General features: G+C 68.5%; 22 protein-coding genes and 1 tRNA gene. 10 read left to right on the top strand and 13 right to left on the bottom strand.

Features of this window, described 5'->3' with window-relative positions; translation table 11 throughout:
• Positions 1 to 1,254, top strand: a 1,254-nt coding sequence (locus tag ACFWF2_RS27805) for a heterodisulfide reductase-related iron-sulfur binding cluster (RefSeq protein ID WP_379310402.1), incomplete at its 5' end; no start/stop codon positions are given.
• 226 nt (positions 1,255 to 1,480) lie between these two features.
• Here ACFWF2_RS27805 and ACFWF2_RS27810 read toward each other — a convergent pair.
• Positions 1,481 to 1,999, bottom strand: a complete 519-nt coding sequence (locus ACFWF2_RS27810) for a YdcF family protein (protein ID WP_379310403.1) — start codon at positions 1,997 to 1,999, stop codon at positions 1,481 to 1,483.
• A 300-nt stretch (positions 2,000 to 2,299) separates the two neighbouring features.
• Between ACFWF2_RS27810 and ACFWF2_RS27815 the strand changes: the two genes are divergently transcribed.
• Together ACFWF2_RS27815 and ACFWF2_RS27820 are read left to right on the top strand one after the other, a co-directional pair.
• Positions 2,300 to 3,622 carry a UDP-glucose dehydrogenase family protein gene (locus ACFWF2_RS27815; protein ID WP_379310404.1) on the top strand — a complete coding sequence of 441 codons (1,323 nt, stop codon included), beginning with the start codon at positions 2,300 to 2,302 and terminating at the stop codon, positions 3,620 to 3,622.
• Positions 3,623 to 3,826: 204 nt separating this feature from the next.
• Positions 3,827 to 5,065, top strand: coding sequence for an Hsp70 family protein (locus tag ACFWF2_RS27820; protein ID WP_379310405.1), 1,239 nt, complete (start codon positions 3,827 to 3,829; stop codon positions 5,063 to 5,065).
• A gap of 1 nt (position 5,066) precedes the next feature.
• Here ACFWF2_RS27820 and ACFWF2_RS27825 read toward each other — a convergent pair whose 3' ends face one another.
• The 3 genes from ACFWF2_RS27825 to ACFWF2_RS27835 all read right to left on the bottom strand — a co-directional run bounded on the left by ACFWF2_RS27825 (position 5,067) and on the right by ACFWF2_RS27835 (position 9,363).
• Positions 5,067 to 6,344 (bottom strand): YibE/F family protein, encoded by a 1,278-nt coding sequence (locus tag ACFWF2_RS27825; RefSeq protein WP_379310406.1) that lies wholly within the window; start codon positions 6,342 to 6,344, stop codon positions 5,067 to 5,069.
• Between the two features lie 462 nt (positions 6,345 to 6,806).
• Positions 6,807 to 8,060, bottom strand: coding sequence for a pyridoxal phosphate-dependent aminotransferase (locus tag ACFWF2_RS27830; RefSeq protein WP_379310407.1), 1,254 nt, complete (start codon positions 8,058 to 8,060; stop codon positions 6,807 to 6,809).
• Positions 8,061 to 8,100: 40 nt separating this feature from the next.
• Positions 8,101 to 9,363: a helix-turn-helix domain-containing protein gene (locus tag ACFWF2_RS27835; protein WP_379310408.1), complete on the bottom strand. Its 1,263-nt coding sequence runs from the start codon at positions 9,361 to 9,363 to the stop codon at positions 8,101 to 8,103.
• Positions 9,364 to 9,566: 203 nt separating this feature from the next.
• Here ACFWF2_RS27835 and ACFWF2_RS27840 point away from each other — a divergent pair, with 203 nt between their 5' ends.
• A complete protein-coding gene (locus ACFWF2_RS27840) occupies positions 9,567 to 10,079 on the top strand; it encodes a hypothetical protein (RefSeq protein WP_379310409.1) in 513 nt (170 codons plus the stop codon).
• Here ACFWF2_RS27840 and dcd read toward each other — a convergent pair.
• Together dcd and ACFWF2_RS27850 are read right to left on the bottom strand one after the other, a co-directional pair.
• Positions 9,992 to 10,591: a dCTP deaminase gene (gene dcd, locus ACFWF2_RS27845; RefSeq protein WP_189034433.1), complete on the bottom strand. Its 600-nt coding sequence runs from the start codon at positions 10,589 to 10,591 to the stop codon at positions 9,992 to 9,994. The two genes, ACFWF2_RS27840 and dcd, sit on opposite strands and share 88 nt — an antisense overlap.
• A gap of 123 nt (positions 10,592 to 10,714) precedes the next feature.
• The gene (locus ACFWF2_RS27850; RefSeq protein ID WP_379310421.1) at positions 10,715 to 11,437 is read right to left on the bottom strand and encodes a helix-turn-helix domain-containing protein; all 723 of its coding nucleotides are present in this window, start codon (positions 11,435 to 11,437) and stop codon (positions 10,715 to 10,717) included.
• Positions 11,438 to 11,604: 167 nt separating this feature from the next.
• Here ACFWF2_RS27850 and ACFWF2_RS27855 point away from each other — a divergent pair, with 167 nt between their 5' ends.
• Together ACFWF2_RS27855 and ACFWF2_RS27860 are read left to right on the top strand one after the other, a co-directional pair.
• Positions 11,605 to 11,958: a DoxX family protein gene (locus ACFWF2_RS27855; protein WP_379310410.1), complete on the top strand. Its 354-nt coding sequence runs from the start codon at positions 11,605 to 11,607 to the stop codon at positions 11,956 to 11,958.
• 81 nt (positions 11,959 to 12,039) lie between these two features.
• Positions 12,040 to 12,110 (top strand) — tRNA-Gly (locus ACFWF2_RS27860).
• A gap of 136 nt (positions 12,111 to 12,246) precedes the next feature.
• On the opposite strand, the gene ACFWF2_RS27865 is transcribed toward ACFWF2_RS27860, so the two are convergent.
• The 5 genes from ACFWF2_RS27865 to ACFWF2_RS27885 all read right to left on the bottom strand — a co-directional run bounded on the left by ACFWF2_RS27865 (position 12,247) and on the right by ACFWF2_RS27885 (position 16,173).
• The gene (locus ACFWF2_RS27865; protein ID WP_379082325.1) at positions 12,247 to 12,744 is read right to left on the bottom strand and encodes a flavin reductase family protein; all 498 of its coding nucleotides are present in this window, start codon (positions 12,742 to 12,744) and stop codon (positions 12,247 to 12,249) included.
• A complete protein-coding gene (locus ACFWF2_RS27870; RefSeq protein ID WP_379310412.1) occupies positions 12,737 to 13,255 on the bottom strand; it encodes an NADPH-dependent FMN reductase in 519 nt (172 codons plus the stop codon). Before ACFWF2_RS27870 ends, ACFWF2_RS27865 begins: the two co-directional genes overlap by 8 nt.
• Positions 13,256 to 13,288: 33 nt before the next feature.
• Entirely contained in the window at positions 13,289 to 14,647 is a 1,359-nt protein-coding gene (locus ACFWF2_RS27875) for an acyl-CoA dehydrogenase family protein (protein WP_379310413.1), read from the bottom strand.
• Positions 14,644 to 15,762, bottom strand: coding sequence for a dimethylsulfone monooxygenase SfnG (sfnG, locus tag ACFWF2_RS27880; protein ID WP_379310414.1), 1,119 nt, complete (start codon positions 15,760 to 15,762; stop codon positions 14,644 to 14,646). The genes ACFWF2_RS27875 and sfnG overlap by 4 nt, the downstream gene beginning before the upstream one ends.
• A 93-nt stretch (positions 15,763 to 15,855) precedes the next feature.
• On the bottom strand, positions 15,856 to 16,173 hold the full coding sequence (locus tag ACFWF2_RS27885; RefSeq protein WP_379310415.1) for a hypothetical protein: 318 nt from the start codon (positions 16,171 to 16,173) through the stop codon (positions 15,856 to 15,858).
• Between the two features lie 124 nt (positions 16,174 to 16,297).
• Between ACFWF2_RS27885 and ACFWF2_RS27890 the strand changes: the two genes are divergently transcribed.
• From ACFWF2_RS27890 to ACFWF2_RS27900, 3 genes are all read left to right on the top strand, one after another.
• Positions 16,298 to 17,044, top strand: a complete 747-nt coding sequence (locus tag ACFWF2_RS27890; RefSeq protein ID WP_379310416.1) for a crotonase/enoyl-CoA hydratase family protein — start codon at positions 16,298 to 16,300, stop codon at positions 17,042 to 17,044.
• A gap of 171 nt (positions 17,045 to 17,215) precedes the next feature.
• Positions 17,216 to 18,322 carry a DUF4185 domain-containing protein gene (locus tag ACFWF2_RS27895; protein WP_379310417.1) on the top strand — a complete coding sequence of 369 codons (1,107 nt, stop codon included), beginning with the start codon at positions 17,216 to 17,218 and terminating at the stop codon, positions 18,320 to 18,322.
• A 24-nt stretch (positions 18,323 to 18,346) separates the two neighbouring features.
• Positions 18,347 to 19,036 (top strand): class I SAM-dependent methyltransferase, encoded by a 690-nt coding sequence (locus tag ACFWF2_RS27900; protein WP_379310418.1) that lies wholly within the window; start codon positions 18,347 to 18,349, stop codon positions 19,034 to 19,036.
• Here the strand turns inward: ACFWF2_RS27900 and ACFWF2_RS27905 are convergent.
• Together ACFWF2_RS27905 and ACFWF2_RS27910 are read right to left on the bottom strand one after the other, a co-directional pair.
• Positions 19,016 to 19,480: a flavodoxin family protein gene (locus ACFWF2_RS27905; RefSeq protein ID WP_379310419.1), complete on the bottom strand. Its 465-nt coding sequence runs from the start codon at positions 19,478 to 19,480 to the stop codon at positions 19,016 to 19,018. The genes ACFWF2_RS27900 and ACFWF2_RS27905 overlap by 21 nt on opposite strands.
• 39 nt (positions 19,481 to 19,519) lie before the next feature.
• Positions 19,520 to 20,113 (bottom strand): alpha/beta family hydrolase, encoded by a 594-nt coding sequence (locus ACFWF2_RS27910; protein WP_379310420.1) that lies wholly within the window; start codon positions 20,111 to 20,113, stop codon positions 19,520 to 19,522.
• Between the two features lie 232 nt (positions 20,114 to 20,345).
• Here ACFWF2_RS27910 and ACFWF2_RS27915 point away from each other — a divergent pair, with 232 nt between their 5' ends.
• On the top strand, positions 20,346 to 22,181 hold the full coding sequence (locus ACFWF2_RS27915) for an acyl-CoA dehydrogenase (protein ID WP_379310422.1): 1,836 nt from the start codon (positions 20,346 to 20,348) through the stop codon (positions 22,179 to 22,181).
• Positions 22,182 to 22,226: the final 45 nt, after the last annotated feature.

A 22,226-nucleotide genomic window follows, 5' to 3' on the forward strand; every position in this document is an offset into this window, starting at 1 on the left:
GGCGAGCGGTCGATGTGCTGTGGTGCCGGTGGCGCCCGGATGTGGATGGAAGAACAGCTCGGCAAGCGCATCAACGTCGACCGTGTCGACGAGGCTTTGTCGACCAACCCGACCAAGATCGCGACCGGTTGCCCGTTCTGCCGGGTCATGCTCAACGACGGTGTCACCGCCCGTCAGGAACAGGGCCTGGGTGAGGGTGTCGAGGTCGTCGATGTCTCGCAGCTGATGCTGGACTCGATCACCCGCATCGACCCCGCCGAACTGTCGGCGAACCTGCTCGTCGTCCAGGAACCCAAGGCCGAGCCGGAACCCGAGCCCGAACCGGAACCGGCTCCGGTCGCCGAGGTCGCGACCGAAGCCGCGCCGAAGGCCGCGCCTGCCGGTGGTGGCCTCGGGATGAAGGGTGCCGCCAAGGCACCCGGTGGTGGTCTGGGCATGAAGGGTGCCGCGAAGGCACCCGGCGGCGGACTCGGCATGAAGGGTGCTGCCAAGGCTCCGGGTGCGAAGGCGCCTGCCGCCGAAGCCGCACCGGCCGCCGAGGCGGCTCCGGCCAAGGGTCTGGGTATGAAGGGTGGCGCCAAGGCACCCGGTGGCGGACTCGGCATGAAGGGCGGTGCGAAGGCTCCGGGTGCGAAGGCAGCCGAAGCGGCACCGGCCGCCGAGACCGCGGCTCCCGCGGCACCGGTCAAGGGTCTTGGCATGAAGGGCGGCGCCAAGGCACCCGGCGGCGGACTCGGCATGAAGGGTGGCGCGAAGGCCCCCGGCGCGAAGGCTCCGGCCGCTCCCGCCGAAGCCGCCGCTCCCGCCGAAGCCGCTCCCGCCCCGGCAGCCCCGCCGGTCAAGGGCCTCGGCCTCAAGGGTGGCGCCAAGGCTCCGGGCGCCAAGGCTCCGGGCGCGAAGGCTCCCGCCGCCCCGGCAGCTGCGACCGCCCCGGCAGCGGAAGCGGCCCCCGCCGCCGAAGCTCCCGCCGCGGCCCCGGTTTCGGCCCCCACCGAGACCAAGCCGACGGTGGCCGCCAAGGGTCTGGCCATGAAGTCGGGCTTCAAGCGCCCCGGCCCGAAGGCCCCCGGCGCCGCGGCCCCGGCCGCACCGGAAGCTCCGGCCGAACCGGAAGCCCCCGCGGCGGAATCGGCCCCCAAGGCCGAGCCCACCAACGGCAACGGCAACGGCACCCCGCCGGTAGCCCCGCCGACCGCCAAGCCCGGCGGCCTCGGCTTCAAGTCCGGCGCAAAGGCCCCCGGCCGCAAGAACTGACAACTGAACAAACAAAGAGGCGCGGATTCCCGGAATCCGCGCCTCTTTGCTGTCTATCCCCAGGTTGTCGCCACACACCAGCGCGCCGCTGCAATCCGGTCACGCACCAGCCGCCGCCGGAATTCGGCGGGGCGCCCTTCGCGTAGAACTCCGCGAACCTTGGGCCAGGAAACCCACTGTGACTGCCGGTTACGAGGAACCGGTGTTCGCGGTGCGCGGTGCGCGATCAGCAATCCGCGAACAAGGCCTTGGCGTATCCCGCGGATTGGTAGGCATAGTCCCAGGCCCAGCGGGCCGGTGAGAGGTGGGGTTTCGGGTCGACGAAGAGGACTTCGCCGGACCAGCACTTGCCGAGGATGTAGCGAGCGCGGGAGACGTGGGGAGTGAAGGTGACGACGATGACGCGGTCCCAGTTCGCACCGAGGCGGGCCAGCTCGCGGCCTTCGCCGAGCGTAGTGCGGGGGCTGGGGTCGAAGCAGAAGACGTCGAAGCTGTAACCGCCGTGGCAGATCCGGTTGACCATCGGGCTGTGCTCGTAGGGGTTGGAGATGAGGACGCGGGGTGCGTACCCCTCGGCTGCCAGGCGTAATCCGAGCTGTTCGCGGCCGTCGTGTGCCCCGCCGAGGACGAGAATCGCGTCGGCGCGAGCCGGCTCGTCGGTCTGCGGCCGCACATAGACCGGCCACAGCGCGACCACCGCGATCAACACCGACAATCCACCAGTGGCGAACAGCATCCGGCGCATACGCGAATGCTAGTGACCTCCACCGGTCCGGCGTAATCGTGCAATTCGCGTTCGCCCAGTCAGATATCTGATTACGAAGACGCCGATTGCACGACTATGCCGGATCTCCCGCGAGCCGAGCGGTTCGCCGGAATGCAGGCCGACGATCCGAACCCCGCACCGACCGCCACCACATCACCGCAGGTGGAAGCCCTGTACAGCAACAACCCGATCCCGCGTTTCCCCCTGTACACCAGATGTTGCGCCCGCTCTTGCCTCGCTGACGCGGCGTAGCCACGCGCGCGGCTTACCAACAGAAGCATGCGATGCACAGTCTTCGGAACGGGGTACCTGGGGGCCACGCATGCCGCGTGTATGGCCGAGCTGGGGCACGATGTGGTCGGGGTGGATGTGGATCCCGGCAAGGTGGCCAAACTGGCCGACGGTGTGGTGCCGTTCTACGAACCGGGCCTGGACGAGGTGCTGCAACGCAACCTCGCCGCGGGCAGGCTGCGGTTCACCACCGACTACGAGGACGCGGCGGCCCACGCCGACGTGCACTTCCTCGGGGTCGGCACACCACAGAAGAAGGGCGAGTACGGCGCCGACCTGAAATACGTACACGCCGTGGTCGATACCCTCGCCCCGATGCTGGAACGCCCGGCGATGATCGTCGGCAAGTCGACGGTCCCGGTGGGAACCGCCGCGGCGCTGGGCGATCGGGCCCGCGCGGCCGCGAATGTCGACGTCGAGGTCGCCTGGAACCCGGAGTTCCTGCGTGAGGGTTTCGCCGTGCAGGACACCCTGCGCCCCGACCGCCTCGTCCTCGGCCTCGACCACAGCCGCGAACGTTCGGGCTGGGTCGAGCAGCAGATCCGCGAGATCTACGCCGACCTGATCGCCGCCGAGATCCCCTTCCTGCTGACCGACCTGGCCACCGCCGAATTGGTGAAGGTCTCCGCGAATGCCTTTCTGGCGACGAAGATCTCGTTCATCAACGCGGTGTCCGAAGTCTGCGAGGCGACCGGCGCCGACGTGACGATGCTGGCCGACGCCCTCGGCTACGACGCCCGGATCGGCCGCCGATTCCTCAATGCCGGACTGGGTTTCGGTGGCGGCTGCCTGCCCAAGGACATCCGCGCCTTCATGGCCCGCTCCGGCGAGCTGGGCGCCGACCACGCCGTTGCCTTCCTGCGCGAGGTCGACAACATCAACATGCGCCGTCGCACCAAGGTGGTCGACATGGCCGCGCGCGCCTGCGGCGGCTCGCTGCTCGGCGCGAACGTGGCGGTCCTCGGCGCCGCGTTCAAGCCGGAATCCGACGACGTGCGCGATTCGCCCGCGCTGAACGTGGCCGGGATGATCCAGCTGCACGGCGCGGTCGTCACCGTGTACGACCCGAAAGCGGTGGAGAATTCGCGCCGGGTGTTCCCGACGTTGAACTACGCCACCTCGGTCGCGGAGGCGTGCGATCGCGCCGATGTGGTGCTCGTCCTGACCGAGTGGAACGAATTCACGGCGTTGACACCGGCCGATCTGGACCCGGTGGTGCGGTCCCGTTCGATCATCGACGGCCGTAATTGCCTTGACCGCGCTACCTGGCGGGAAGCCGGGTGGGTGTACGCCGGACTCGGCACCCCGTAGAGTGGCGATCCAAGCGGGGGCTGCCGGACCATAGATCCGAGTACGCAGGCTCCGCATGTCGTGCAGTAGGAACGAGATGGGCAGCTGATGAGTGCGGTATTGGGAGTATCGGTGGGGGCCGGCACGGTGCGCCTCGCACGCCCACAGCACGGTGGCCCCCACGGGTTCGTCCCCCCGTATTCGTTCGAGCTGCACACCATTTCGATGCCGGAGCACCAGGCCGAGGAGTCCGCGGCCGAGACGATCGCCCAGGCGCTGGCCGCATCGCCCGAGGTCACCGCCACTACGGTCACCTTCCGCAGCGATCGGCAGGCCAGGGCGATCAGGGCCGCGATGGCGCGCCGCCAGCTCACCAACTATCAGCTGGTCCCCGAAGCCGTTGCCGCCGTGCACTTCGCGCACGCGACCAGCGACATGCGCGAGGTGTCCACGCTGGCGGTCTACGACCTGGGCAGTTCGGGTCTCACCGTGAGCGCGATCAACGCCCGCACCAGCGACGTATACCAATGCGAGCGGATCAGTGACATCAGCGGCGACTACCTGGATTCGCTGATCAGGGAACAGCAGATCGCCTCCGGCCGGATCGCACATCCGGCCGATCCGGTGGGGCTGGCCGCGCTGGACGCGCTGTGCCGGGCCGCCAAGGAACAGCTGTCGAGCAACAACGCGGTGGCGCTGCCCAGCGAGCAGGGCCTGGTGCTGCTCACCCAGGAGAACTTCGAAGCGCTGATGATGCTGGCGATCGAGTCGTCGGCGCGGATGACCCGCGATGTCATCATCCGCGCGCAGCATCCGGTGCAGGCGATCATGGTGATCGGCGGCGGCGCCCGGATTCCGCTGATCGCGCGGGTATTGGAACGCACGATCGGCGTTCCGGTGATCGTGCCCGCCGAGCCGGAGACGGCACTGGCCCGCGGCGCGGCACTGCTGGCCCGTCCCGCGCAGGTGCAGCAGGCGCCGGTCGGTCCACCGGCCGCCCCGATCGGTGACGCCGAGGACGCGACCCCGGCATGGCTGACCGCACCGGCCCGCCGTCGTCCGCTCAGTGCGCTGACCAGCCGCGGCCACAACCGCCGCGAGCTGAATGCCGCCGTGCTGACGGTGAGTTCGCTGGTGGTGGTCGCCGCGATCGGTCTCGGCCTCGGCTACGGGCCGGAGGTGCTCGAGCGCGGCAATTCCAGCGACGGTCCGCAGGCGGTCCCCGCGACGACCTCGCCGCGTCCCTCGATGGCCGGTCCGACCTCGGCCGCGGCGCCGACCACGGACGCGATGCACGCGACCGTGGCCGCGCCGCCCACCCGTCAGCAGGGTGCCCAGCCGACCACCTCGGCCTCGCCGACGCAGGGCCCCAACACCTTCACCGTGGTGCCGGGCCTGCCGCCGATCGTGGTGCCGACGCTGCCGCCGGTGGTGTTGCCGGGCTTCCCGCCGCCCGACCAGTAGCTCAGGTCCTTGCGTGCCTGGCACGCTGCGGCGCCACCGCGACCGGCTTGGCGCCGAACGGCCGGGCGAGCAGCACCGCGATGCCGGTGGTCAACGGCACCGACAGCGCGAGCGCGATACCGCCGACCGCGGACCGGGTGATCTCGATGGCGACGGCGTCACCGGTGAGCACGTCGGTGATGGATCGCCCGGCGACGCTGAACAGCAGCAGCAGCGGCAGTGCGCCACCGGCGTAGGCGAGCACCAGGGTGTAGACCGTGCTGGCGATGTGGTCGCGACCGACGCGCATGGTAGCGGTGAAGATCTCGCGCCGGGACGCGTCCTCGTCGAGCGCGGCGAGTTCGAAGGCGGCCGAGGCCTGGGTGATGGTGACGTCGTTGAGCACGCCGAGCGAGCCGATGATGAACCCGGCCAGCAGCAGTCCGGTGATGCTGACGTGCTGAAGGTAGGTGGCCACGTTGGTGTTCTGCTCTTCGGACAGGCCGGTGAGGTTGGTGACCTCCAGCGTCAGCCACGACAGGAAGGCCGCCAACAGCATCGAGGCGAGCGTCCCGAGCAGCGCGGAGCTGGTCCGCAGATTCACCCCGTGCGCGAGGTAGAGCACCACGTAGAGGATCAGCGCTCCCGAGACCAGCGCGACCGGAATCGCGGGCTTGCCGTCGAGCAGCGCGGGTAGCAGGAACACGACGACGACGGCGAACGCGAAGAGCAGCCCGATCAGCGCCCTGAACCCGCGCCACCGCGCGACGACGCAGATGACGACGACGAACGCCAGCACGATCAGCAGCAACGGCAGCCCGCGCGAGTAGTCCTCGAACGCGTACAGGGTGGCGCCGCTCGGATCTTCGGCCCGCACGACCCGGATCCTGTCACCGGCTCGCAGATCGGGTTGCCCCGGCCCCGGCGCGATTTCGAACAGCGTCTTGTCCCCCTTGTCGGGCCCCGACCGCAACTCGACAATGCTCCGCTGACACGTATAGGCCCCCGTCCGCGGCGGCTCGGGCTTGTCGCTGAACACCTTGCCCTGCGAGGGACTCCCACAGGGCCCGATGTCCTGCAACACCACAGTCCCCGCCTCGGTATGCACCGCCTCCCCGGTAGCGGTCTGCATAGGCAACGGGATCTCGACGTGCTGCGCGCTGGGCCACAGAATCACCGTCGCAACCAACACCACCACCCCGATGACCGCAAGCAGCCCCACAACAACTTTCGCCGCCGTAGCACTGATAGCGATAGGCCCTGAATGATCGTGATGATGGTGGTGATGATGATCGCTCACCGGCAGAGCTTAAAGGATCTCGTTTTCAAGAACGACCCGACTCAACCCACCAATCACGCAAGAACATGGGTAACTCACCGGGAACGGGCTACCCCGACCAAACCCCCCAACCGCCGGCCGCAAACACAAAACCTCCCCGCGCCTAGGTCTGGCCTAGATTCGCGGAGAGGCGGGTTTGTGGGGGCGGCGGAGAGCAGGGGGATGTCTCCGCCGCCCGCAGGCAGGCGCCCAGGGGGGTAGGCGCGCGTACCTGAGGCTCTCGGTTGTCCAGGGGGGGTAGACAACCGGGCCGGGCGCCGAAGCGCCGAGGACCACTGTACACAAAAGCTGGACTTTTGCACTAGTAGATCTCTAAAAACTCCAAGATTCCGAACCCCGAGTCTGTTTTGGTCCCCCTATCCAGATGACCAGGTTGCCCAGCCCCTATGAAACTCACAGGTCAAGACCCTGACAGGTGAGCACTCACTGCCGGTAACTGGACAAGAAATTGCCGAACCGCTCGATCGCCACCGCCAGATCCCGCGCCCACGGCAGCGTCACGATCCGCAGATGATCGGTGTCGGGCCAGTTGAACCCGGTGCCCTGCACCATCAAGATCTTCTCCTGCAGCAGCAGATCCAGCACGAGCTTTCCATCGTCGTGGATCTCGTGCACGTTGGGATCCAGACGCGGGAACGCGTACAGCGCGCCACGGGGCTTCACACACGACACACCCGGGATCATGTTGAGCCGCTCCCACGCCACATCGCGCTGCTCGAGCAGCCGCCCGCCGGGCAGGATCAGGTCCTCGATGCTCTGATGCCCGCCGAGCGCCACCTGAATGGCGTGCTGCGCCGGCACGTTCGGGCACAGTCGCGACGAGGCGAGCAGGTCGATGCCCTCGAGGAAACCGGCGGCGTGTTCTTTCGGTCCGGTGATCGCGAGCCAGCCCGACCGGTACCCGGCCACCCGATACGCCTTGGACAGGCCGTTGAACGTCAGGCACAGCAGGTCGGGCGCGAGCGAGGCCAGTGAGACGTGCTTGGCGTCGTCGTAGAGGATCTTGTCGTAGATCTCGTCGGCCAGCAGCAGCAACCGATGCTTGCGCGCCAGGTCCACGATCTGCTGCAGCACCTCCGCCGAGTACACCGCACCCGTCGGATTGTTCGGGTTGATCACCAGCAGAGCCTTGGTCTTGTCGGTGATCTTGGCTTCGATATCGGCGATATCGGGCTGCCAGCCGTTCGACTCGTCACACAGGTAGTGCACCGGGGTACCGCCTGCGAGGCTGGTCATGGCCGTCCACAGCGGGTAGTCCGGCGCCGGGATCAGCACCTCGTCGCCGTTGTCGAGCAGCGCCTGCATGGTGACGGTGATCAGCTCGGAGACGCCGTTGCCCAGGTAGACGTCGTCCACGTCGAGCTCGGGGAACCCGGGCACCAGCTCATACCTGGTGACGATCGCGCGCCGGGCCGACAGGATGCCCTTGGACTCGGAGTACCCCTGCGCGTACGGCAGCGCCGCGATCATGTCGCGCATGATCACATCGGGCGCCTCGAACCCGAACGGCGCCGGATTGCCGATGTTCAGCTTGAGAATGCGATGACCCTCGGCCTCCAGGCGTGCCGCCTGTGCGTGTACCGGCCCACGGATCTCGTAGACCACGTCCTGCAGCTTCTTCGACTGCTCGAGGACGCGCGGCGGCACATGCGGGATTTGAGGACTCACCCGGTCCATGGTGCCATCCGCCGCAAACCGGTTTTCGCGGCACCGCCCCTCATCTGCCTGGTGGCAGGCCCGCGGCGGCGGTGGCGCCGCAGAATTCCTCGATCCGCTCGTCGAGCTGGCGCGCCTCGAAGGCATCGCGGTAGGCGGGCGCGGCGATGCGGCGCCGGACGCCCACCAGCCGCTCGCCGAGCTGGGCGATGCGGCGATCCTCGGGCAACCCGAGGACAGGGCGCAGGGCGTCGGCGGCGCCGTCGATACTGCCGTTGATGAGGTGGGCCGCGGCGTTGTCGACCCGGGCCAGGGATTCCGCGCCGTAGGAGCGTTGCAGCGCGGGGCCGGTCGAGTACAGCGTGATGGCGCGTTCGGTGGCGGCCAGCGCCTGTTCGGCCCGGCCGAGCTGGATGCAGGTGGCGCCCGCGTAGTAGGCGGCCTTCGGCGCGCCGAAGCCGAACACGCCGCCGATCTCGTCGTGCAGTTCGTCGCGCCGGTCGCTCACCACGGCCTCGGCCGCGCGCAGGCAACGGTCGGTCTCGGTGTCGCTGCCGAGCCGCGCCCACACCCTGGCCTCGATATTGAGCAGCCGCACCTTGGCCAGCCCCAGGCCCGCGAATTCCTGTCCGCTGCGCGCCAATTGGACGGCGTTGCGCGGCCGGTCCGACCAGTTCTCGATGAGGGCGTGCATGCCCCTGGTCCACGCGCGTAAGCCGTTGTGGCCGCTGAGTTCCGCGTAAGCCCAAGCGGCCCTGATCTGTTCGCCCGCGGCGTCGAGGTAGCCGAGGTCGGTGCTCGCGTTGGCCATCAGACCCGACAGTGTGCCCGCGAGCAGGTAGAGGTGACTGGTGTCGACCGGCTTCTGCTGCCCGTCGAGTAGTCGGTACACCCGGCGCCGCACCCGCAGCATCTCCACCATCATCGGCGCCGGCGCGGCGTGCACGTATTCGTTGGCGATGCGCCGGACGTCGGCGTCGAGCTGGGCCAGCGTCGTCGCGCCGACATTGGTGCTCTCCGCGGCGGCCGCGTGCTCGCTGGCCTCGTGCGCAGCCGCCATGATCAACTCCCTCTCCGACATCATCTCGGGCACAGCGCTTTTGACCGCACCGGCGTCGACGAAGGCGAGCAGGTCGGCGTCGGCGCCGGTGGGCGCCAAAAGAGTAGAGAAACGTGCGCGGACCACGTCGTCGGAGCGAGCCAGCGACGTGTCGAGCGCGGCTTGATTCACCGGCCGCGGGCGCACGCGCTCGCCACCGGCCTCCCACTTCGACACCAGCCGTTCGTGCACGCCGAGATGAGCCGCGAACTCCCGGATGCTCATTCGTTTGGCATCGCGAAGAGCTCTGGCCTCTCTGCCTGTCCACTCCCCGACCACGGCGTCACCTTTCGAGACGGACAACTGACTCCAGAGTACGAGTGCGACAGTGAGACACGCCACAGCTTCGCGGAATCGGTTGCCTGAGGCAGTGAAAGGGCGGTGCGGGGCAGTGGTCGCGAGCGCGCGCACCCGGGATCCTTGGAAGGGTGGAAGCCAGAACTGTCGATGACTGGGTGTCTTGCTACCAGCGCGAATTCGGGCTACCCGTTCGCGAGCGCGGTGGCTTCGTGATGCTGCCGATTACCGATCGGCTCTGCGTGGTGCACCTGCCGACCACGCGAGCCGAGTTGGTGCTGGCGGCGCTACGGGAGCAACGCAGGGCCGGGCCGGTGCTGGCCAGGCAGATCCGCTGGAGCCTGCTCGCCGACCCCGACGCCAGGCCGCCTGACGACGTGGCCACCGAACTGCGCGGCCTCGATATCGACGTCCCCGGCATCGGCAGCGCGGTCATGCTGCCGACCAGCCTGGGCCGATGGAGCCGCGAGGGCTGTCACTGGGTGCGCCCGCCCAGCGGCGACGACGTGTTACCGCCGCTGTCGCTGGTGCTGCACCTTGCCCTGTCGCTGACCTCTCAGCGGGTCTCGACGGCGTCGAGCGAGGCGGGCGGCAAGGGGAAGTTGAGGTACGACCGCGACGGTGTCGGCCCGCGCTGTCCCTGATACTTCGAGCCGGCCGCCGCGCTGCCGTACGGGTGCTCGGCCGGACTGGTCAGCCGGATCAGGCACAGCTGCCCGATCTTCATCCCCGGCCACAGCGTGATGGGCAGGTTCGCCACGTTCGACAGTTCCAGGGTGATGTGCCCGCTGAAGCCTGGGTCGATGAACCCCGCCGTCGAGTGGGTGAGCAGCCCGAGCCTGCCCAGGCTCGACTTGCCCTCGAGCCGCCCGGCCAGGTCGTCGGGCAGCGAGCACACCTCGAGCGTCGACCCGAGCACGAACTCGCCAGGGTGCAGCACGAACGGCTCACCCGGCTTCGGCTCGACCAGACTGGTCAGCTCGTCCTGCTGCATGGCCGGATCGATGTGGGTGTACCGACTGTTGTCGAACACCCGGAACAGCCCGTCGAGCCGCACATCGATGCTCGACGGCTGCACCATCGACTCCAGCATCGGTTCGACACCGAGCCGCCCAGCGGCGATCTCGGCCCGGATGTCACGATCGGAGAGCAGCACGCGCCCAGTTTAAGCAGCCGACACCGCAGGTAGACCGCCCCACCCCGGGAGGCGGCGAGCAGCGCGTTCCGCCTCCGTTCGGATCGGGCGCCCGCAACCACCCGATGAACGCGTGGTCCGCGATCAGATCAGCAGCGAGGATGGAGTGCGCCCGACCAGCTCGCGCGCGGTCCTGGTCAGATGCGCCTGATCCGCGAAATCCGCCCGGGCGGCCGCGTCGGCCACGGATCCGCCGGGCAATCCGATGACGGCCCGCCGTAGCCGGTCCCACCGCCGCAACCTGGCCAGCGGCACACCGAGCTGCGCCCGCACCAGATTGCGCAGCCGCGGCGCGGACAGTCCGACCGACAGCGCCAGCTCGGTCAGTGACTCCGCGTCGTCCACCTGGTCCAGTGCGCGCGCGACCCGAGGATCGAGCCCGCCGCCGGCGCCGACGAGGGCAACGGCCTCCGTCCGCAGCGCCGCCAGATCCGGCGCGGCCGCGAGATCGGCGCCCATACCGAGCGCGTCGAGGAGCCGCCGCTTGCTGTGCGCCGACAGCGCGATCGGCCCGTGGCGCATCGCCAGCAGATGCGCATCGAGCGATACCCGAACGAACCCGCCCGGCACCTCGCAGGCATGCCTCCACTGCGGCGGAACAACGACAGCGGGCAACTCCCCCCGCCCCGCCTCCCCGTAGACCTCGGCCGGATAGTCGCCCAGCGGCAGGATGAGCTTCCACGCCGGATGCCGATGCGCACCCACCACACCGTCCCCGGTCCCGGCGAACAGCACCGTCGACTCGCCGCACGCGAAAACCGTTCGGCGATCGTTTCGTTCAAGCCGCCACAGCTGCTCCGGCGCCATGCTCACTCCATGCACGCTATCGCAGCCCTGATTCTCGGCGTGTTCCTCGTCGGGGCCGGGGTCTCGCACTTCCTCGCCCCCGCCCGCTACCGAACGCTGGTGCCCGCAGGCCTGCCCCGGCCCTGGCTGCTGGTCGCGGCGAGCGGTGCACCTCGAAAGGACCAACCATGTTCGCGTTCTACCTCACCCTGACCGTGCTCACCGCCCTGATCATGGGCGTCGGCTCCTGGATGGGCTACACCCGCCACCCGGTCCCGGTCACGGCCGCGGCCAAGGTCGGCATCCCCCGCTCCTGGATGTGGCCGATCGCCACCGTCCTCGGCGCCGCCTCCCTCGGCCTGCTCGGCGGCCTGGCCCTGCCCGCCCTCGGCGCCGCCGCGGCAGCGGGCCTTGTCCTCTATTTCGTGGGCGCCATCATCGCCCACCTCCGCGTCCGCGACTACGCGCTCGCCCAGCCCACCGCGTTCCTCGTCCTGTCCGCCGCCACCCTCACCGCCACCGTCCTCTACCGCTACGCCTGACCACGCACCAGGAGCCGAACAAAGAATTGACCGGCACAGCAGCCGGTCTGATAGAGTCGCGAACGCGCTCGATGAACGCACGCCGATGTAGTTCAATGGTAGAACTTCTGCTTCCCAAGCAGACAGCGCGGGTTCGATTCCCGTCATCGGCTCTTCCGCCTCCCCGCGTATTTAGGCCAGACCTAGGCGCGGGGAGTTTTTTTGTGCGCGGCCGGCGGTGGGGTGGCTGGTTTCTGTAGCCCGTGCCCGGTGAGTTACCCATGTTCTTGCGCGATCAGGCGGCCGGGGTCAGCCCGTGTGCAAAGTGCGGAATTTGCTGGCGTGGAAGACGAGTGGGTCCAGGTCTTCGCGGGCGGCTATGCGATTGACGCGCAGGAGGACGACGAGGTGGTCGCCCGCGGGGACGTGGGTTTCCGGGACGCCTTCGATCCAGGCGGTGGCGCCGTCGATGAAGACCGCTTCGCCGGTGCCCCGGTGCAGGGCGGTTTCGCGGAAGCGGTCGCCGTTGCGGGCGCCGAGGGCCTTGGCGGCCGCCTGCTGGTCGGTGCCGAGGAGGCTGAGGCCGAGGTGGCCAGCGGCGGCCAGCTTGGGCCAGGTCGACGAGGAGTTCTGCACGCAGAACGAGACCAGCGGTGGGTCGAGCGAGACGGGGACGAAGGTGCTCACCGCCAAACCGTGTGGGGTGCCGTCGATCTCGGCGCACACCGCGACGACGCCGCTGGGGAAGTTGGCGAAGGCGCGGCGCAGGCCGTTGCCGTCGGCGGGAAAGTCCAAGAGTTCATGCATGATTCGTTGCCTCCACGGGCCTGTCGGTCAGTGCCTCGACGACGGGTGCCCAGCGCCGCGCGTACGCCTCGATGACGCCGTCCTCGGCGAAGCTGCGGTCGGCGAGGTAGAGCCCGGGCAGTGCCGCGGTCCCGCCGAGTTCCACCAGCACCGGCTTGAGCAGCAGGTCCGGTGCGAGTGCGTGCGCCGGCCCCGCACCGAGCATCACCGGCACGGTGAGCACCCCGGCGAGCCCGGTGCCACCGTCGAACTGCTCGAGGAACAGCTTCAGCAGTCCGGTGTAGGTGGCTTTGAAGGTCGGACTGGCGAAAATCACCAGCTCCGAAGCGGATACGGTGCGCGCGGCACTCGCCACCGCTGGATCGCCCCACCCGAGCAACCCTGGCCCGAGGGTCACGAGGTCGATCACCTCCGGCTCGGCGGCGGGGCGCAGCGCCCGCGCGACGCGCACAGCCGCGTCCAGGGTGCGCGAGGCCGGTTTCGGATTTCCGACGACAACGGTCACTGTCACGGGGGATGTCCTCACTCTCTTATCGACCGGTGCTCAGATGACGCCGTGTAGCGGCGGCGGACGGTCCTGCAACACCGCGCGCCCGATGTGCTGGTACTTCCAGCGGACCGGGTCGTGCAGGGTGTGGGTGCGCGCATTGCGCCAGTAGTGGTCAAGCCGATGCGCCGCGGCAGCACTACGGGTGCCGCCCACCTCGAAGATCGCCGCCGACACTTCGTTCGCAGCTCGATCGGCGAGTATCTTCGCCGTCGCAACCGCGATCGAGGCCTGCGCGGCGTCATGACCCGGGCCCGGCGCCGCACCGGTCAGCCTCGCCGGTCCTAGCGCCCCGTCGGTCGGCCCTGCCGAATTTCGCGCCCCATCGGTCTCTTCCACCCGGCCCTGCGCCGCATTGCTCAGTCCCGGCGGACCTTGCGCCCCATCGGCCGCTCTCGCCGGGCGCACCGCCTCGTCGACCGCCGCACCGGCCACAAAGAGCGACGATTCCGCCGCCGCGACCGACACGGCCAGTTCCCCGAACCGCTGCACGACCAGCGGATCGTCGACAGCATGCGCGACCTCCGCCTCGAACCACGGCCTGCTCCGCGTGCGCACGAACTCGGCGCCCGCTTCGAGCGCACCACGCGCGATACCCGCGTCGATGGCGGCGTGCAGCAGCTGCGCGAAAGCCCCATATCCGGTCGGCGCTTGCACCGCGGCAGCCCGGGCAACCAGCTGCTCCCGACCCACCTGAACCCGATCGAACTCGACGGTGCCACTGCCGGTGGTGCGCTGCCCCAAAGCATCCCAGTCGTCGACGATGCGAACACCTGGTTCCAGTGCGGCGACAAAAGCCACGTACTCGCCTGGCGCCAGGCCCGAAACATCCTGCGGGTCATCGAGTCTGGTCAGTACGGCAAGGACATCGGCGAACAGCGATCCAGTGCAGTAGTACTTCGTCCCCTCGACGAGGAACCCCCCGTCACCCGGACGCAATGTCGTCGCGATCTCGGCGACACTCGCCCCACCCCGCTCGGACTGCGCGTTCGCGATCCGCGCACCCGCGAGCACCCGCCCGAAATACTCCCGCTGCTGCGCGGGACTTCCAGCCAGCCGCAACAGGTTCAGATACACGAAGTGACTGTGCGGCACCTGCGCGATATTGGGATCGGCCGCCGCCAGAGTCCGGAAGACCTCGGCGACCACACTCGGCGGCAGATCAGCACCACCGAAGGCCGCGGGCACCGTGATCGCCAGCAGCCCACTGGCCGAGAGCTGGTCCAGCTCCTCGTGCGGCAGCCGGCGCGCGTGATCGCGTTCGGCCGCGCCCCTGGCGAATTCATCGGCGAGTTCGGCGGCGATCGCCAATGCCTGTGCGGCCGTGGCGATCCGCTCGGCGGTCACCACCGTCATCGGCGTCCCGCCGCGACCGGGGTCGCGGCGGCCTCCAGTTCACGTACCAGCGGCAGCACCTTCGCGCCGAAGTACTCGATCTCCTCCTGGAAGTGCAGGAACCCGGCCAGGATCAGGTCGACGCCGAGTGCCCGGTACGCCACGATCCGCTCGGCGATCTGCTCCGGTGTGCCGATCAGGCCGGTGCGGAAACCGTCGTTGTACTGGACCAGATCCTCGAAGGTCGAGTCGGCCCACATGCCCTTGCGATCCGCGGTCGACGCACCCGCCTGCTGCACCGCGTCCCGGAATCCCTGCACCGCAGGCTTGTTCGCCTTCTCGACGATCTCGCGCAGGGTGTCGCGGGCTTCCTTCTCGGTGTCGCGCGCGATGATGAACCCGTTGAGCCCGAACTTCACCTCGCGATCGTTGGCCCTGGCGACCTCGCGCAGATCGTCCAATTGCTCGGTGACCCCGTCGAAGTCCTTGCCGTTGGAGAAGTACCAGTCGGCGTAGCGGCCGCCGTTGCGCCGGGCCGCGGTGGAGTTACCACCTTGGAACAGTTCGGGATTCGGTCGCTCGGGGGTATTGAGCGGCTTGGGCTTGAGGGTGAAATCGCGGATCCGGTAGAAGTCGCCGCCGTAGTTCACCGCGTCCTCGGTCCAGATCTTGCGGATCACCTCGAGGAATTCGGCGCTGCGCCGGTAGCGCTCGTCGTGCTCGAGCCACGGCTCGCCCAGCGCCTGGAACTCGCCGGCGAACCACCCGGACACGACATTGATCGCGAACCGGCCACCGGACAGATGGTCGGCCGTCGCCCCGAACTTCGCCAGCACAGCCGGATGCCACAGCCCCGGATGCACGGCCGCGATCACCTTGAGCCGCTCGGTCGCCCCGAGCAGCGCGAGGCTGAACGAGGTCGACTCGTGCTGGAACTCGGCGCCGTAGGACGCGGTGTAGCGGACCTGCGAGAGCGCGTAGTCGAACCCGTTGCGCTCCGCGGTCTGCGCGAGCTTGCGGTTGTACTCGAAATCCCAGCCGGTCCGCTGCTCGATATCGCTGGTCACGAGCCCACCGCTGACATTGGGGACCCAGTACGCGAACGAGACCTGATCGGCGATTCTCTCCGTGGTCATGATGGCTCCTCCTCGTCGACGGCGCTTTCAGTGCAACACCGGCGAGGTGAGCCCGACGAGAGTTTGAATCGGCGCGATCGATACGCGCGAGCCTCAGCTACCCAAACGCACGCAGTCCGCGGCGATCTTCGACTGGGCGGCGCTCACCTTGGCCGCGTCGTCCTCACCGAGCAGTTTCGCCGGATCACCGGACTGCGAGTTGGACACCATCACCCGCAACCCATCCTGCGACATCCCCGAGTCGAGGAAGACCTTGGCCGCGCAGTCGGCGAGCTCGGGGTTCTTGAGCCCCTTGTCCTGCAACGACTTCGACAGTTGCTCCTGGGTGACCGCGGGCGCGTCGTCGCCACTTCCGCACGCAGCAAGCATCGGCGCGGCGATCAGCGCCGCGGCGATCAGACAGATTCGCACTACTCGAGTCCTCTCGATCGACGCGCATCGGCCGATGCGCAGCCGTGGAGGATCATGCCGCACCACCGTCCCCATGGCCACACCGAACCACCGCACCTAACTGACTCGCGAGTAAGATAACCCCATGGGAGACCACATCACCACACGCTTCGAGAGCGACCGCGCATATATCACCTTGAATCGGCCCGGCAAACACAATGGGCTCACACTGGAAATGCTGCGCGATCTTGTCGCCGCGGCCCGAAAAGTGGCCGAGCACAAAGAAACCCGGGTCGTCATCGTGAGGGGTAACGGGCCGAGTTTCAGTAGCGGACTCGATATCGCGGCCGCCACCCGCGATCCTCTGGCTATCGTCCGCGAATTCCTGCCGCGACCGTGGCGCGGCACCAACACATTCCAGGAAGCCTGCTGGGCTTGGCGACGCCTGGACGTTCCGGTGATCGCCGCGGTGCACGGACGCTGTTTCGGCGGCGGATTGCAGCTCGCGCTCGCCGCAGATTTCCGTATCGCCGCGCCGACAGCGGAATTCTCGGTCATGGAAGCCGCGCACGGCCTGATCCCGGACATGTCGGGCGCCGTCTCGTTGTCCCAGCTCATCGGCATCGACCAGGCCCTGCTGCTGACCATGACCGCCGACCCCGTCGACGCCGCGCACGCTCGGAAAATCGGCCTGATCACCGACATCGCGGACGACCCACAGGCGGCGGCGGAAATCCTCGCCGACCGGATCACCGCCCGCGATCCGCGCGCGGTCGCCGCGGCCAAGCGCCTTTTCGACCGCTCCTGGCAGCGGAACTCCCGCGCGACCTTCGCCGCCGAGCGCGCGGCCCAGGTGCCATTGCTGCTGCGTAAGGCACTGACTCGTAGCTAGCGCCAGGCAATTGGACAATTGTTCATGCCGACTCACGAATCGAGGTAGCCCACTCCACTCCGATTGACTGTTAACATCGCTGCGATTCATCCATCAGCCGGAATGTGGTCCGCGGCACAGTTGAAGCTGGCGCCTCCCCCATTTCGGCGTGACCTGGAGGCGCCGACGATCGTGCACAAGACCGGTCCCATCTTGCTGGCCGCACTGGCGGGTGCCACGGCCTTGCTGGTGAGCGGAGCGACGCCAGCCGTGGCGAACCCGAACGCGATCAACCCGATTCCCGTCCTCAACGGCACCCACGGCTTGCCCGCGCTGTACGGGCGCACGCAAGCCGTCTTCCAGGTCACGGGCATGGCGAGCCCGAACAACACCCAGAACTACAACGTCCTCGGCACCGACCTCGGCATCATGTGGGACAACGGCCGCGGCGAGATGCTGACCGCCTTCGGCGACACCGCCGGGATCGGCTTCCCGAACCTGCTGGCGGGCAGCACCTGGGCGTGGCGGTCCAACATCCTGGTCCGCAGCCACACCAAGGACCCGTCGGGCGGCATCTTCTTCGACACTGTCGTGCGCGATGTCATCGGCCAGGCGCGCGATCTCATCCCCAGCCCGAAGATCCCGTTCCTGGAGATCAGCCGCATCCCGACCGCGGGCATCTCCGCCAACGGCGTGCAGTACCTGTCGCTGATGTCGGTGAAGACCTGGGACGCGCCGGGTGAGTGGACGACGAGCTACTCGGGCTTGGCCGCCTCGGCCGACAACGGCGAGACCTGGGCCGATCTCGCCCACACCCGCCGCCCCGACGAGGGCGGTAACAGCAACTTCCAGATGAACGCCTTCCTGAAGGACGGCGGCTTCGTCTACGAGTACGGCACCCGCTCGGGCCGCAACAACGACGCGTTCATCGCGCGCGTCCCGGAAGCCGCGATCGAGAACCTCGGCGCCTACGAGTACTGGGACGGCAGCGGCTGGAAGCTCAACGACGTGAACGCGGCGGCCCCCATCATGGGCGGCGTCGGCGAGCTGTCGGTGATGTACAACGAGTACCTCGGCCAGTTCATCTCCCTGACCACCGACCCGTTCAACTCCGTGGTGATGCGCCGCGCGCCCTCCCCGGCGGGCCCGTGGAGCGCCCCCGAGGTCCTGATCGACGCCCGCGAACTCCCCACCGCCTACGCCCCGTCGATCTTCCCGTACCAAACCGGCCGCGACCTCTACTTCATGACGACCATCCACACCCAGTACAACGTCGTCCTGATGCGTACCCAGCTGTAGCGTCGCCCCCATACACTGCAAGGCATGGACGCGGCGGAGTGGGATCAGCGCTATGCCCACAGTGAATTGATCTGGGGCGCACCGCCGAACAGCACGGTGGTCGAATACGTCTACGGCCTCGATCGCCGCGTCCCCCTCCTGCCCGACGAAACCGGTGGCACCCCGCCTCCGCTGCCACGCGCACTCGACCTGGCCTGCGGCGAGGGCCGCCACGCGCTCTGGCTGGCCACCCACGGCTGGCACGTCGACGCCGTCGACTTCTCCCAGGTGGGCATCGACAAGGGCAGAACGGTGGCGGCGCGCCTGTCCCGCTCGGTCCGCTCCCGGGTGAACTGGCACTGCGCCGACATCACCGATCTCACCGCAGCCGGGATCACCGGCCCGTACGAGCTGATCCTGATGGTGTTCGTGCACCTGCCCTCCGAGCGGCGCGGCGCCCTGCTGCGCGAACTCGCCGCCATGATCTCCCCCGGCGGCATGCTCCTGGTCCTCGGCCACGACACCCGCAACCTCACCCAGGGTTACGGCGGCCCGCAGGACCCGGCGATCCTGTTCACGCCCGAGGACATCCGGGCCGAACTCGGCGCGGCGGGCGACCATCTCACGATTCGCATCGCCGACGCCGTCCTGCGCCCGACCGAGGGTCCCGACGCGATCGACGCCCTGGTGGTCGCCGAACGCGACCTGCCGGAATCAGGCGAAGCGTCCGCGTAGCTGTTCGGCGAATTCGCGCGCCGAGGTCAGGTCGTCGGCGCTGGGCCGCCCCTTGTTCAGCCCGCCGACAAGCCCGAGCGGTCCCATCGTGTCGAGCCCGCGGCAGGCGAAGCCACCGACCACCTCGAACCCCTTGCCGGCGAGCTGGTCGCCGAGATTGCGCAGGTAGGGGCGAAATCCCGGCTCGGGCAGCCCGCTGGTGGCGAAGACGAACGCCTCCTGGCCCGCGCCGGCGGGCAGCCCGTCGACGAACTCGCGCAGCCGCGCGTCGAGCGCCATCCAGTACACCCCCGACCCGAAGCCGACCAGGTCGTACCCGGCGAGCTCGGCCGGGCTGATCTCCGCCGGGTCGACCACCCGCGCGTCGAGCACCGACCCGATGGTGTCGGCGACCTTCCTGGTGTTGCCGTGCGACTTGGACGTGCACACGATGAGCGCTTTCATGGTGCCCCCTGCCTCTTCGACGAAGCTATCCGCCGAAGCCTAACTCCAGCGGGCGAACCAGGGTTCCACTGTCGCCGCGATCACGTCGAATCCGGTCCGGAACGAATGCGCCTGCTTCGGAATCACTGTCACCTCGGCCGCGTCGGCGGCATCGGGCACCCCGAACGGGTCGCTGCCACCGTTGATCACCACGACCTCGATATCACCGGGCGCGAGCAGTTCCTCGCGCCTGCTCTTCTCCGGTTTCCCGGGCGGATGCAGCGGGAACGACAGCGCGATCACCCCGCGCGCGCCCACCGCGACGGCCGTCCGGCACGCCACCCTGGCCCCATTGCTGCGACCCCCCTGAACAATCGGCACCCCGGCAAACCGATCACGCAACGCGGCGACGATCTCGAGCCACGCCTCGTCCTGCTTGTCCGCCGAGCCCGGCGCCCGCCGCCCGGCAACCCGGTACGGCTGCACGACCCGAGCGACCGTTCCACCGGCTGCGACCGCCGAATCCCTCACCGCCAGAATGTCTTTCGCGTCGACACCGCCACCGGCCCCGTGCGTGATCACCAGTAGGAAGGCCGGCTCGGCGACCTCGTCGAGCTCGATCTCGGCGGGCCCGGCACTCGTCTCGATGCGCACACCTCACGGTAGCCCCGCCGCCGCGGCGAGCAACATCTCCGCGCTCGCGCGTGTTTTTCACGTCACATTGCCCCCAGCCCCTTTGCCGAGACGATTACCCACCGGTAATATGGTCAGTAAGTTACCCGCGAGTAGCATGCGGAAAACCGGCAAGGCTACCCCGGTGGACGTCAGACGGGCGGGAACGGCGCACAACCGACCGCACCAGACTCAATGGAGAGTGAGTACTCACATGGGCCACTACAAGGCTAACGTTCGCGACCTCGAGTTCAACCTCTTCGAGGTCCTCGGCATCGACAAGCTGCTCGATGCCGGCACCTTCGGTGACCTGGACACCGACACCGTCAAGGAGATGCTCTCCGAGGTTCGTCGCCTGGCCGAGGGCCCGCTGGCCGAGTCGTTCGCCGACGCGGACCGCAACCCGCCCACCTTCGACCCGAACACCCACGCGGTCACCCTGCCCGAGTCCTTCAAGAAGTCCTACAAGGCGCTCGAAGAGGGCGAGTGGGCCAAGGTCGGCGTCGTCGAGGAGCTCGGCGGCCTGAGTGCCCCGTCCGCCATCACCTGGGCCCTGTCGGAGATGGTGCTCGGCGCCAACCCGCCCATCCAGATGTACGCCGCGGGCGCCGGCTTCGCCCAGGTCTTCTTCAACAACGGCACCGACGAGCAGAAGCAGTGGGCCGCCAAGATCGCCGACCGCAACTGGGGCGCCACCATGGTGCTGACCGAGCCGGATGCCGGCTCCGACGTCGGCGCGGGCCGCACCAAGGCGATCAAGCAGGAAGACGGCTCGTGGCACATCGAGGGCGTCAAGCGCTTCATCACCTCGGGTGACTCCGACGACCTGTTCGAGAACATCATGCACCTGGTGCTGGCTCGCCCCGAGGGCGCCGGCCCTGGCACCAAGGGTCTGTCGCTGTTCTACGTGCCGAAGGTCCACTTCGACTTCGACACCGAGACCTACGGTGACCGCAACGGCGTGTTCGTCACCAACGTCGAGCACAAGATGGGCATCAAGGCCTCGGCCACCTGTGAGGTCACCTTCGGCGGCCACGGCGTTCCCGCCAAGGGCTGGCTCGTCGGCGAGATCCACAACGGCATCGCGCAGATGTTCGACGTCATCGAGAACGCGCGCATGATGGTCGGCACCAAGGCCATCGCGACCCTGTCGACCGGTTACCTGAACGCGCTGGAGTACGCCAAGACCCGCGTCCAGGGTGCCGACCTGACCCAGATGACCGACAAGGCCGCGCCCCGCGTGAGCATCACCCACCACCCGGACGTGCGTCGTTCGCTGGCCATGCAGAAGGCGTACGCCGAGGGCCTGCGCGCGATCTACCTCTACACCGCCGCCCACCAGACCGAAGAGATCGCCCTCGCGGTCTCGGGTGCCGACAAGGACGTCGCGTTCCGCGTGAACGACCTGCTGCTCCCGATCGTCAAGGGTGTCGGCTCCGAGCGCGCCTACCAGTACCTGACCGACTCGCTGCAGACCTTCGGTGGCTCCGGCTTCCTGCAGGACTACCCGATCGAGCAGTACATCCGCGACGCCAAGATCGACTCGCTGTACGAGGGCACCACCGCCATCCAGGCGCAGGACTTCTTCTTCCGCAAGATCGCGCGTGACCGCGGTGTCGCCCTGGCTCACGTGGCGGGCCAGATCCAGAAGTTCCTGGAGTCCGACTCCGCCAACGAGCGCCTCAAGGGCGAGCGCAAGCTGCTCGCCACCGCGCTCGAGGACGTCCAGACCATGGCCGCCACCCTGACCGGCCACCTGATGGGCGCCCAGGAGCAGCCGACCGAGCTGTACAAGGTCGGCCTGGGTTCGGTCCGCTTCCTGATGTCGGTCGGCGACCTGTTCATCGGCTGGCAGCTGCTGCAGCAGGCCGAGATCGCCCTCGCCGCCCTCGACAACGGCGCCACCGGCTCCGACGTCGCCTTCTACACCGGCAAGGTCGCCTCCGCGCAGTTCTTCGCCCGCAACGTCCTGCCCGAGCTGACCGCGACCCGCGCGATCCTGGCCAACCTGGACAACGACATCATGGACCTCGACGAAGCCGCCTTCTGATCCATTGATGGCCTAACCATCGCAGCGAAGGGCTCGGAGTCTTCG

Source organism: Nocardia sp. NPDC060259 (assembly GCF_042728775.1).
GTDB lineage: Bacteria > Actinomycetota > Actinomycetes > Mycobacteriales > Mycobacteriaceae > Nocardia.